General features: G+C 54.9%; 7 protein-coding genes. 5 read left to right on the top strand and 2 right to left on the bottom strand.

Annotation, left to right across the window (positions count from 1 at the left end):
* The first annotated feature begins 4 nt into the window (after positions 1-4).
* Positions 5-2,452 (top strand): glycogen phosphorylase, encoded by a 2,448-nt coding sequence (glgP, locus tag SOM82_RS19335; protein ID WP_320460982.1) that lies wholly within the window; start codon positions 5-7, stop codon positions 2,450-2,452.
* A gap of 337 nt (positions 2,453-2,789) precedes the next feature.
* Here the strand turns inward: glgP and glpD are convergent, their stop codons facing one another.
* Positions 2,790-4,298: a glycerol-3-phosphate dehydrogenase gene (glpD, locus tag SOM82_RS19330; RefSeq protein WP_320460981.1), complete on the bottom strand. Its 1,509-nt coding sequence runs from the start codon at positions 4,296-4,298 to the stop codon at positions 2,790-2,792.
* Between the two features lie 239 nt (positions 4,299-4,537).
* On the opposite strand from glpD, the gene glpE reads away from it, so the two are divergent.
* The 3 genes from glpE to SOM82_RS19315 are packed head-to-tail and all read left to right on the top strand — an operon-like array spanning position 4,538 to position 6,523.
* Complete coding sequence (gene glpE, locus SOM82_RS19325) at positions 4,538-4,870, top strand: thiosulfate sulfurtransferase GlpE (protein WP_320460980.1); 333 nt, start codon at positions 4,538-4,540, stop codon at positions 4,868-4,870.
* Positions 4,871-4,917: 47 nt separating this feature from the next.
* On the top strand, positions 4,918-5,748 hold the full coding sequence (glpG, locus tag SOM82_RS19320; protein WP_154128024.1) for a rhomboid family intramembrane serine protease GlpG: 831 nt from the start codon (positions 4,918-4,920) through the stop codon (positions 5,746-5,748).
* A 16-nt stretch (positions 5,749-5,764) separates the two neighbouring features.
* On the top strand, positions 5,765-6,523 hold the full coding sequence (locus tag SOM82_RS19315; protein WP_154128023.1) for a DeoR/GlpR family transcriptional regulator: 759 nt from the start codon (positions 5,765-5,767) through the stop codon (positions 6,521-6,523).
* A gap of 62 nt (positions 6,524-6,585) precedes the next feature.
* Here SOM82_RS19315 and malT read toward each other — a convergent pair whose 3' ends face one another.
* The gene (malT, locus tag SOM82_RS19310) at positions 6,586-9,291 is read right to left on the bottom strand and encodes an HTH-type transcriptional regulator MalT (protein ID WP_320460979.1); all 2,706 of its coding nucleotides are present in this window, start codon (positions 9,289-9,291) and stop codon (positions 6,586-6,588) included.
* Positions 9,292-9,879: 588 nt separating this feature from the next.
* Between malT and malP the strand changes: the two genes are divergently transcribed.
* Positions 9,880-12,273: a maltodextrin phosphorylase gene (malP, locus tag SOM82_RS19305; protein ID WP_320460978.1), complete on the top strand. Its 2,394-nt coding sequence runs from the start codon at positions 9,880-9,882 to the stop codon at positions 12,271-12,273.
* The last annotated feature ends 4 nt before the right edge of the window (positions 12,274-12,277 follow it).

Raw genomic sequence — 12,277 nt, 5'->3', positions numbered from 1 at the left:
TGATATGAATGCACCTTTTAGTTATGCATCCCCGACGCTCAGCATAGAGGCGCTAAAGCATTCCATCGCCTATAAGCTGATGTTTACCATCGGGAAAGATCCGGTGATCGCCAACAAGCACGAGTGGCTGAACGCCACGCTGTTTGCCGTGCGTGACCGGCTGGTGGAACGCTGGTTACGTTCAAACCGTGCGCAGCTCTCGCAGGAGACGCGCCAGGTGTACTATCTGTCGATGGAGTTTTTGATTGGCCGCACACTTTCCAACGCGCTGTTGTCGCTCGGGATTTATGACGACGTTAAAAACGCACTGGAAGAGATGGGGTTAGATTTAGAAGAGCTGATTGATGAAGAAAACGACCCCGGCTTAGGCAACGGTGGCCTGGGGCGTCTGGCGGCATGTTTCCTTGATTCGCTGGCGACGCTGGCGCTGCCGGGGCGCGGATACGGTATTCGCTATGATTACGGTATGTTCAAGCAAAACATCGTTGACGGGCGTCAGAAAGAGTCGCCGGATTACTGGCTGGAATACGGTAATCCGTGGGAATTTAAACGCCACAACACGCGTTATAAAGTGCGCTTTGGCGGGCGTGTGCAACTGGAAGGCAAAAAGAGCCGCTGGCTGGAGACTGAGGAGATTCTGGCGGTCGCTTACGATCAGATTATCCCCGGCTACGACACTGATGCCACCAATACATTGCGTCTGTGGAACGCCCAGGCCAGTAGCGAAATCAACCTCGGTAAATTCAATCAGGGCGATTACTTCGCGGCGGTGGAAGATAAAAACCACTCCGAAAACGTGTCGCGCGTGCTGTATCCGGATGACTCTACCTATTCCGGGCGTGAGTTACGTTTACGCCAGGAATACTTCCTGGTATCGGCCACCATTCAGGATATCCTGAACCGTCACTATCAGCTGCACAAAACCTACAATAATCTGGCCGAGAAGACCGCCATTCACCTCAACGACACCCATCCGGTGTTGTCGATTCCGGAGCTGATGCGCCTGCTGATTGACGAGTATAAGTTCAGCTGGGATAACGCCTTTGAAGTGACGTGTCAGGTGTTCTCGTATACCAACCACACGCTGATGAGCGAAGCGCTGGAAACCTGGCCGGTCGATATGCTCGGCAAGATCCTGCCGCGTCACCTGCAAATCATTTTTGAAATTAATGACTACTTCCTGAAAACCTTGCAGGAACAGTATCCCAACGATACCGGGCTGCTCAGTCGCACGTCGATTATTGATGAATCCAACGGTCGCCGCGTGCGTATGGCGTGGCTGGCGGTGGTGATCAGCCATAAAGTGAATGGCGTTTCCGAGCTGCACTCGAACCTGATGGTGCAGTCGCTGTTTGCGGATTTCGCCAAAATTTTCCCGATGCGTTTTTGCAATGTGACCAACGGCGTGACGCCGCGTCGCTGGCTGGCGCTGGCGAATCCGGCGCTGTCAGAAGTGCTGGATGAGAATATTGGCCGCACCTGGCGTACCGATTTAAGTCAACTGAGCGAGCTGGAACAGCACGCTGATTTCCCGCTGGTGAACAAAGCGGTACGCGACGCCAAGCTATTGAATAAAAAACGTCTTGCGGTGTACATGGCACAGCATCTCAACGTGGTGGCGAATCCGAAAGCGCTGTTCGATGTGCAAATCAAACGTATCCATGAGTACAAGCGCCAGCTCATGAACGTCCTGCATGTGATCACCCGTTACAACCGTATTAAAGCCGACCCGAACGCAGAATGGGTTCCGCGTGTGAACATTTTTGCCGGTAAGGCCGCCTCGGCGTACTACATGGCGAAGCACATTATTCACCTCATCAATGACGTGGCGAAGGTGATCAACAACGATCCGCTGATTGGCGACAAGCTGAAGATCGTCTTTATCCCTAATTACAGCGTCAGCCTGGCACAGCTGATCATTCCGGCGGCCGATCTCTCTGAGCAGATCTCGCTGGCGGGTACGGAAGCGTCCGGGACCAGTAATATGAAGTTTGCGCTGAATGGCGCGCTGACGATTGGTACGCTGGACGGTGCAAACGTCGAGATGCTGGAGCACGTAGGGGCAGATAATATCTTTATCTTCGGCAATACCGCGGAAGAGGTGGAGGAACTGCGCAAGCAGGGCTACAAACCGCGCGAGTATTACGAGCAGGATGAGGAGCTGCGTCAGGTGCTAACCCAGATTGCCACTGGCCTGTTTAACCCTGAAGAGCCTGGCCGCTATCGCGATCTGGTCGATTCGCTGATTAACTTTGGCGATCACTATCAGGTGCTGGCGGATTATCGCAGCTACGTGGATTGTCAGGATAAGGTGGACGAGCTTTATCGCCATCAGGAGGAGTGGGCCACTACAGCGATGCATAACATCGCCAACATGGGCTATTTCTCATCAGACAGGACCATCAAAGAGTACGCCGAAACCATCTGGCATATCGATCCCGTGCGGTTATAAAAGCAAAAGGCAACCGAAGGTTGCCTTTTTAGTGTTTGCTCCCTCTCCCTCTGGGAGAGGGTCGGGGTGAGGGCATCAGGCCGCACAAGGCAAAAGCAAAAGGCAACCGTAGGGTTGCCTTTTTAGTGTTTGCCCCCTCTCCCCGTGGGAGAGGGCCGGGGTGAGGGCATCAGGCCGCACAAGGCAAAAGCAAAAGGCAACCGTAAGGTTGCCTTTTTAGTGTTTGCACCCTCTCCTGCGGGAGAGCGGCTTTGAAACAGCAGAGGGCTCTATTTTCCCCCTCTCCCTCTGGGAGAGGGGCGGGGTGAGGGTATCAGACCACACAGGCCCACGACCATTACGACGCTAACGACAGCTGACGTTTGCCGGCATGCTGAGTCAGCCACTGGGCTACGCGCGACTGCTGTTCCGCATCCAGCCACATCCCCTCTTTGGTTCGACGCCAGATCGCATCGTCCAGACGACGGACCCACTCGTGTTCAACCAGGTAACGCAGCTCCGCTTCGTACAGCTCATGACCAAAATGTTCGCCGAGGTCGGCCAGCGTTTTGGCTTCGCCCAGAACCCGCTCCGTATTACTGCCGTAGGTCCGGGCAAAATGGCGCGCCATGGATTCAGTAATGAACGGATAACGACGGCGCAGTTTTGCCGCAAAGTCGTCGCGATCGCTACCAATATCGCCGCCAGGCAGCGTGGCGTTCTTCGTCCACGCCGGGCCGATGCCTTTGTAGTACGGCGTCAGTTTTTCCAGCGCGTGTTCAGCCAGCTTACGATAGGTGGTCAGTTTACCGCCGAAGACGGACAGCAGAGGAGCCTGACCGTCAACGTCGTGAATATCGAGCGTATAGTCGCGCGTAATCGCCTGCGGCGAATCGGATTCGTCATCGCACAGCGGACGCACGCCGGAGTAAGTCCAGACCACGTCATCGCGGCCAAGCTGTTTCTTAAAGTGCGCGTTGTACACTTTCAGCAGGTAGCCAATTTCGCTCTCGTCGATCTCGACGTTTTTCGGATCGCCTTTGTACTCGACGTCTGTCGTACCGATGATCGAAAATTCATCCATCCACGGGATCATAAACACGATGCGCTTGTCTTCGTTTTGCAGGATGTAAGCCTGCTTCTGCGTGTGTGCGCGTGGCACGACAATATGGCTGCCTTTGATCAGGCGAATACCGTATGGCGAAGGCAGATGCATACCATCGTCGAAGAACTGTTTTACCCACGGGCCGGTGGCGTTGACCAGGCCGCGCGCCTGCCAGCTAAATTTCTCGCCGGTATCAATGTCTTCGGCTTCGACGATCCACAGTCCGTTTTCACGGCGTGCCGAGGTCGCGCGAGTGCGGGTTTTCACCTCGCCGTCTTTCTGCACCACCATCTGGGCGTTCGCCAGCACCAGGCGAGCGTCGTCCACCCAGCAGTCGGAATATTCGAATCCGCGCACGATCTCTGGCTTCAGAACGGATTCTGCGCCAAAACGCAAACCGGTAGAGCCCGGCAGGCTGGTGCGTTTACCCAGATGATCGTACATAAACAAACCAATGCGAATCATCCAGGCAGGGCGAAGATGCGGGCGATGCGGCAGACGGAAACGCATCGGAATGGCCAGATGAGGGGCCATTTTCAGCAATACTTCACGCTCGGCCAGCGCTTCACTGACCAGGCGGAACTCGTAGTGCTCCAGGTAGCGCAGGCCGCCGTGGATCAGTTTGGAGCTGGCGGACGATGTCGCACAGGCAAGATCGTTGGCTTCCAGCATCAGCACAGATAGTCCGCGTCCTGCAGCATCTGCCGCGATACCGGCACCGTTGATGCCACCGCCTATCACAATCAGATCTTTGGTTTCCATATCACCCTCACGCACTTTCGCTAAAGCTCATAAATGTTCGATATCGCTCATAATAGCAAATGAACGCGCTTTTGGTAACATCAAAAAAACATTTTTGAGTGATAGAGATAACATAATGGCGTTTCGCCGCCGTCAGGACGTACACTACGCGGTAAAATAGTTTCCCCCTCTCCCCGCGGGAGAGGGCCGGGGTGAGGGCATCAGACCGCACCAGACCCGCTAAAACGAAAGAGAACACCATGGATCAGTTTGAATGTATTAACGTTGAAGAAGCCCATCAGAAGATGCATCAGGGCAAGGCCGTGCTGGTGGATATCCGCGATCCGCAAAGTTTTGCCATGGGACACACGCCGGGTGCTTTCCATCTGACCAACGACTCTTTGGGCGCGTTTATGCGCGATAATGATTTTGAAACGCCAGTGATGGTGATGTGCTATCACGGGAACAGCAGCAAAGGCGCGGCGCAGTATCTGCTCCAGCAGGGCTATGACGCGGTATACAGCGTCGACGGTGGCTTCGATGCCTGGCATCGTCATTTTCCGGCAGAAGTTGAGCACGCCTTTGGGGGCTAATACCTCTATACTGTCCTCTTTTGTATGGAATTGAGCGACTGCCGCCCATGTTAATGATTACTTCTTTTACCAACCCGCGCGTGGCTCAGGCGTTTGTCGATTATATGGCGACGCAGGGTGTTGTCCTGACGATTCAGCAGCATACGCAAACCGATGTCTGGCTGGCTGACGAAAGCCAGGCCGGGCGAGTCAATACGGAGCTGGCGCGTTTTCTTGAGAATCCAGCCGATCCACGCTATCTGGCGGCAAGCTGGACTTCCGGCCAGACGGATAGTGGGTTGCACTATCAACGTTTCCCTTTCTTAGCCACCGTCCGCGAACGGGCCGGGCCGTTTACGCTGCTGCTGATGGCGGCCTGTATTCTGGTGTTTATCATCATGAACGTCGTGGGCGACCAGCAGGTCATGATCGCGCTGGCGTGGCCGTACGATCCCTCTTTGCAATTCGACGTCTGGCGCTACTTTACCCACGCGCTGATGCACTTCTCCGTGCTGCATATTCTCTTTAACCTGCTGTGGTGGTGGTATCTGGGCGGCGCGGTCGAGAAGCGTCTGGGCAGCGGAAAACTGATCGTTATTACGGTGATCAGCGCGCTGTTGAGCGGTTATGTGCAGCATAAATTCAGTGGCCCGTGGTTTGGCGGATTATCGGGCGTGGTGTATGCGTTGATGGGCTATGTCTGGCTGCGCGGCGAGCGCGATCCGGAGAGCGGCATCTATCTGCAACGCGGATTAATCACCTTTGCTTTAGTATGGCTAATTGCCGGATGGTTTGATCTGTTTGGTATGTCTATCGCCAATGGCGCACACGTGACCGGGCTGGCCGTCGGGCTGGCGATGGCCTTTGCTGATACGCTGAATGCGCGAAAACGAACATAATTTCCAGGGATATTTCATGAAACAAACACAGCGTCATGACGCCATTATCGAACTGGTCAAAAAGCAGGGATACGTCAGCACCGAGGAGCTGGTCGAGCAATTTGCCGTCAGCCCACAAACCATCCGTCGCGATCTCAACGATCTGGCCGATCAGAATCGTATTCTGCGCCATCACGGCGGCGCGGCGCTGCCGTCCAGTTCCGTGAACACGTCATGGCACGATCGTAAAGCCACGCAAACGGCAGAAAAAGAGCGCATTGCCGCCAAAGTGGCGAGCCAAATCCCCAACGGCGCGACGCTGTTTATTGATATCGGGACCACGCCGGAAGCGGTGGCACACGCGCTGCTCAATCATGAAAATCTGCGCGTGGTGACCAACAACCTCAACGTCGCCAATACCCTGATGCAGAAAGAAGATTTTCGCATCATTCTGGCGGGCGGCGAGTTGCGCAGCCGCGATGGTGGAATCATTGGCGAAGCGACGCTCGATTTTATCTCCCAGTTCCGTCTTGATTTCGGCATCCTGGGGATCAGCGGCATCGACAGCGATGGCTCACTGCTGGAGTTTGATTACCACGAAGTACGCACCAAACGGGCGATTATCGAGAACTCTCGCCACGTCATGCTGGTGGTGGATCACTCTAAATTCGGGCGAAATGCGATGGTGAACATGGGCAGCATCAGCATGGTGAATGCGGTTTATACCGACATCATGCCGCCAGCAGGGGTGTTGCAGGTGATCAAAGATAATAATCTGCAGTTAGAGTTGTGCTGAGAAGCCATTCTCCCTCTCCCTGAGGGAGAGGGCCGGGGTGAGGGCATCAGACCGCAGAGGGCCTACACCCCATACCCCATCATCTTCAACAACTGCTGCGCGTGCAGCACCGCATCCTGGCGATGCGCCACGCCGAGTTTCTGATACAAATTACGAATGTGTGTTTTGATGGTCGTCGCCGCCACTGCCAGTTCACCGGCGATCTGCTCGTTACTGTAGCCCGAGTAAATCAGTCCCAGAACCTGCCATTCACGCTGGGTGAGCGGACTGGTGCGGATCAGTTCCGGAACCTCCGGATGCGTCAGCAGGCGCTCGACAAAGTTCTCATCAAAGTGCGCAAATTTGTGGCGATGATGCTGGTTAATCTCACGCAGAATGCGCTGGGCGCGGTGCTGATCCAGCTCTGGCAACGTATTGAGTTGAATCAGCTGGCGCAACTGCTGGGCCATGGTTTCGCCCTCAATCACGAAATGGCTGATAAACCCGGTGCGGTTCGCCAGCTGTAACGCTTCCAGTAAGACGCGCTGTGCGTCATTTTTCCGCCCCGCCTGCCAGTAGAGCTGATTGAGCAGCAGCAGATTGCGGTTCAGATCGCTCATCAGGCGCAGACTGCGGGCGTTTTCGTTCAACTCTTCCAGCACGATTTCCGCAGGCTCGAATTCACCCAACAGGATTTGCGCACGCGCGATGTTGCGCCACTGGCTTTGCAGGAAATGGTTATTGGCAAATTCCGGTTTTGGCGTCTGACGCAACCAGCTGGCGGCAGATTTCTTATCGCCGATCATTTGCCAGTAAATCACCCGCACTTTATCGGCGTTGGAGACCCAGTCGCTATGGTACTGGCCATTGCCGAGCAGATTTTCAAGACGGTTCAGGTGATTGCGGGCGTTATCCAAATCGCCGCGCGCCAGCGAGCATTGCACCAGCAGCGCCAGGCACTGTAGCTGCTGTTGCGGCTGGAAAGCCGAAAGAACGTCTACGCCATGACGGGCAGAGGCTTCGGCCTCATCCAGACGCGACCAGGCCCACAGCAACTGGGCGCGGATACGCAGCAGGAACTCGTGCATCGGCAGCTGTTCCAGATGCTGATCGTGGATCAGCTGGAACGCTTTTTCCTGAGTTTCCCAGGCCGCCTGCAAAAAGCCCTGGGCAAATAAAATCTCGCTTTGCTGGATCATGCTCCAGAGCGCGTAATGCCAGACATCGTGACGACGGGCCATCTGTTCCGTTTGCTGCATCAACGACAGCGAACGGGTGAGATCGCCTTTGCAGTGCAACACTTCGCCGTGTACCGACGTGGCAACAATCCGGCTGTAATAATTCGCCAGCGGCAGCTCATCAAGCGCAATCATTGCCAGACGTTCGGCCTCTTCCTGATCGCCGTCGTTAATGGCAACCTGTGCCCGCAGCGCGTTAAATTCGCCGTGCAGCGTGCCATCCATCTCGCCTTTCATCTCTTGTTCAGCGCGCGCCAGCAGGGTGTTCACCTCAGAGTAGCGGTGCTGACTTTGCATGAGCCACGCCTGGAGCAATACCAGACGCGGATTTTCCAGCAGGCTTTCCCACGGCAGGGCGCGTAACGACTCTTCGAGTAATGCCAGTTCGCTGTGGTTGAACAAACCCCATGCGTGGTTGAGCAAAATATCGCGCAGCATGCTGGCATCGCCAGCCGCCAGCGCATGGTGGATGGCTTCGCTGGGGAAGCCTTGCGCCATCCAGCTTTCTGCCGCCGCGCGGTGGACTTCAGGTAATTCGGTAGCCAGTTCCCACTGGCAGCGCTGGCGCAAAAAACTGCCGAACAGCGGGTGGAAGCTAAACCATTCACCAGAGTCATCCATGCGTTGCAGGAACAGACCCTGACGTTCAATCTCTTCGAGACGCATTTGCCCGTTGTCTTCGCCGGTCACCCGCACAATTAACGCATCGTTCATCGAGCGCAGCAGCGAACTTTTTAGCAGGAACTGACGCGTGGACGCATCAACGCTGTCCAGCACTTCATCGACCAGATAATCGGAGAGATGGCTGGCGTTAATTCCCGACAGACGGCGCGCTGACTGATGCGTAGGGCTGTTATTTTGTCGTGCTGACAGCGCGATCAGCTGCAGGGCGGTCGCCCAGCCGGCCACATCGTCACACAGGCGACTGCTCTCCGCGGCCTCAATGGGCGAAGTGAGCCGACAGTCAAAGAACTGTTTGGCTTCCTGATGGTTAAACGCCAGCTGCTGACTGCCCACTTCCAGCAGCTGATCGCGCACCCGCAGATTGGCAATACCCAGCTGCGGTAAGTTGCGCGATAGCACGACCAGCGTCAGGTTTTCCGGCTGATGGCGCAGGAAGAAGCGCATGGATTCATGAATCACCGGATTGGTGATCAAATGGTAATCATCAATCACCAGAAAGAGCGGACGATGCCATTCAGCCAGTTCGATAAAGAGTTGGGCGAAGAGTGACGACAGGCTGGCGTACTGACGTTTTTGTGCCATCACTTCACTGGTGACGCAGTGTCCGTTTGTCGCCTGCTGAACCGCGGCAATCAAATAGCTGGCAAAGCGCTCCTGCTGATTATCGCCCTCATCAAGGGAGTACCAGCCCAGATCGCTTTTGCCGGCGGCCCACTGTGAGATGAGCGTTGTTTTTCCATAACCAGCAGGACTCGTAACCAGCGCCAGTCGGAAATTATTCGCGCCGGAAAGTTTCGCCAGAAGACGTTCGCGGACCACAGTATGGTCAAGACGAACCGGGCGACTTAATTTAGACGGAATCAACATAAGTTTTTTCACTTCACTGTGGGGAAACGAGGAAAACGATTTTTTTTGCGCTTCGTAATTAATGGATATAAGGTCGGCCAGAAAGAGAACTATTGCAAGTTATGTCCGTCTTTTATATCCCTTAATTTGCACTCTGTCACAAAATTATTTAGACGGTGAGGGGAACTTTTCTGAATGCCTTACATCCCGCATGGATGCTGGCTTGTATGCATTTAGTGCGGTTAAACTGAATGGAGTTTCAGGAGGGGATGTTCCGCGTAATATTAATAAAGTCTCGGTATAGTTAATTCACTAAAATAAACCGCTGAGAAACACCTTGAAGCATAAATATTATTCCTGCTAACGCATCATTTATGCTGCTATTAATTACATTCGAAACTGCATTTCATTTTTTTGACACTCTTCCGGTTTATCTCTGAGCTGTATTGGCACACTCGTTCTATGCTCTGAGAGTGGCCTTGATCACACTTTTGCGCTCATCCCCGCTACTCCTCCCTGCCTAATCCCCGGCAGGAGGAGGAAGAGCCGGAATGAGCCTGGCACACTAGCGTCAATATCTTTACTTTCTCTACAGGATGCCGATTCCCTATGTCACAGCCTACTTTCAATAAAGCTCAATTTCAGGCTGCCCTGACGCGTCAGTGGCAGCGCTTTGGTTTACACGCTGCAGAGGAGATGACGCCTCATCAGTGGTGGCAGGCAGTGAGCGGTGCGCTTGCCGAACTGCTCAGCGCACAGCCTGCGGCGAAGCCGATGAAGGGCCAGCGCCATGTGAACTACATTTCGATGGAGTTCCTGATCGGTCGCCTGACGGGTAACAATTTGCTCAACCTCGGCTGGTATCAGGAGGTGAGCGAAGTGCTTAACGAGCACAAAATGAATCTTACCGATCTGCTGGAAGAAGAGACCGATCCGGGATTAGGTAACGGCGGTTTGGGTCGTCTGGCGGCCTGTTTCCTGGATTCGATGGCCACCGTCGGGCAATCGGCGACTGGCTATGGCCTGAATTATCAGTACGGCCTGTTCCGTCAGTCGTTTGCTGATGGCCACCAGATTGAAGCGCCTGACGACTGGCATCGCGGCAGTTATCCGTGGTTCCGCCATAACGCGCAGCTCGATGTCCACGTCGGCATCGGCGGGAAAGTGTCTAAACAGGGCCACTGGGAACCGGGTTTTGTGATCACCGGTGAAGCCTGGGATCTGCCGGTGCTGGGCTACCGCAACGGCGTGGCGCAGCCGCTGCGTTTATGGCAGGCGAAGCACGCGCATCCGTTTAATCTGACCAAATTTAACGACGGCGATTTCCTGCGTGCCGAACAGCAGGGTATCGACGCCGAAAAGCTCACCAAAGTGCTCTACCCGAACGATAACCATCTGGCGGGCAAAAAACTGCGCCTGATGCAGCAGTATTTCCAGTGCGCCTGCTCGGTCGCGGATATTCTGCGTCGTCATCATCTGGCGGGCCGCAAGCTGGCGGAACTGCCCGATTACGAGGTGATTCAGCTCAACGATACGCACCCGACCATCGCCATTCCGGAACTGCTGCGCGTATTGATCGATGAGCACCAGCTGAGCTGGGATGACGCCTGGGCAATCACCAGCAAAACCTTCGCCTACACCAACCACACCCTGATGCCAGAAGCGCTGGAGTGCTGGGATGAGAAACTGGTGAAAGCGCTGCTGCCGCGTCATATGCAGATCATCAATCAGATCAACGATCGGTTCCACGTTCTGGTGAGCAAAACCTGGCCCGGCGACAACGTGGTCTGGGCGAAGCTGGCGGTGGTGCACGACAAACAGGTGCGCATGGCGAACATGTGCGTGGTGAGCGGTTTTGCGGTGAACGGTGTGGCGGCATTGCACTCCGACCTGGTGGTGAAAGATCTGTTCCCGGAATATCACCAGCTTTGGCCGAATAAATTCCATAACGTCACCAACGGCATTACGCCGCGCCGCTGGATCAAACAGTGCAACCCGGCGCTCGCCGCGCTGCTGGATAAAACGCTGAAGAAAGAGTGGGCGAACGATCTTGACCAGCTGATCAACCTGGAAAAACAGGCTGACGACGCGAAGTTCCGTGCGAAATACCGTGCGATCAAGCTGGAGAATAAAGTTCGTCTGGCGGAGTTTGTGAAAGTGCGCACCGGGATTGAAATCAATCCGGACGCCATTTTTGATATCCAGATCAAACGCCTGCACGAGTATAAACGCCAGCACCTGAATCTGCTGAACATTCTGGCGCTGTACAAAGAGATCCGCGAAAACCCGAATGCCGACCGCGTGCCGCGCGTGTTCCTGTTTGGTGCGAAAGCCGCCCCGGGTTACTACCTGGCGAAGAATATTATCCTGGCCATCAACAAAGTCGCCGAAGCGGTGAACAACGATCCGAGCGTGGGCGATAAGCTGAAAGTGGTGTTCCTGCCGGATTACTGCGTCTCTGCGGCAGAAATGCTGATCCCGGCGGCGGATATCTCCGAGCAGATTTCGACTGCGGGCAAAGAGGCCTCTGGCACTGGCAACATGAAGCTGGCGCTCAACGGCGCACTGACCGTGGGCACGCTGGATGGCGCAAACGTCGAAATTGCCGAGCAGGTCGGCGAGGAAAATATCTTTATCTTCGGGCATACCGTGGAGCAGGTAAAAGCGCTTAAAGCCAAAGGTTACGATCCGCTGAAATGGCGCAAGAAAGACAAAGTGTTGGATGCGGTGCTGAAAGAGCTGGAAAGCGGCAAATACAGCGATGGCGATAAACATGCCTTTGACCAGATGCTGCACAGCATCGGCAAACAGGGCGGCGATCCGTACCTGGTGATGGCCGATTTTACCGCCTATGTCGAAGCCCAGAAGCAGGTCGATGTATTGTACCGCGATCAGGAGGCCTGGACCCGGGCGTGCATTCTGAATACCGCCCGTTGCGGGATGTTCAGCTCGGATCGTTCAATCCGTGATTATCAGGCTCGTATCTGGCAGGCAAAACGCTAAGGAA

Origin of the sequence: Lelliottia sp. CFBP8978 (assembly GCF_034046055.2) — a bacterium.
In the GTDB taxonomy this organism is placed as follows: domain Bacteria; phylum Pseudomonadota; class Gammaproteobacteria; order Enterobacterales; family Enterobacteriaceae; genus Enterobacter.
This window is presented reverse-complemented; position numbering and strand designations above follow the sequence as displayed.

What these genes read in the sequence shown, in the direction of transcription:
- malP (WP_320460978.1), top strand. Translation starts at nt 9,880, where the DNA reads ATGTCACAGCCTACTTTCAATAAAGCTCAATTTCAGGCTGCCCTGACG.
- glpG (WP_154128024.1), top strand. Translation starts at nt 4,918, where the DNA reads ATGTTAATGATTACTTCTTTTACCAACCCGCGCGTGGCTCAGGCGTTT.
- malT (WP_320460979.1), bottom strand. Translation starts at nt 9,291, where the DNA reads ATGTTGATTCCGTCTAAATTAAGTCGCCCGGTTCGTCTTGACCATACT.
- glpD (WP_320460981.1), bottom strand. Translation starts at nt 4,298, where the DNA reads ATGGAAACCAAAGATCTGATTGTGATAGGCGGTGGCATCAACGGTGCC.
- SOM82_RS19315 (WP_154128023.1), top strand. Translation starts at nt 5,765, where the DNA reads ATGAAACAAACACAGCGTCATGACGCCATTATCGAACTGGTCAAAAAG.
- glgP (WP_320460982.1), top strand. Translation starts at nt 5, where the DNA reads ATGAATGCACCTTTTAGTTATGCATCCCCGACGCTCAGCATAGAGGCG.
- glpE (WP_320460980.1), top strand. Translation starts at nt 4,538, where the DNA reads ATGGATCAGTTTGAATGTATTAACGTTGAAGAAGCCCATCAGAAGATG.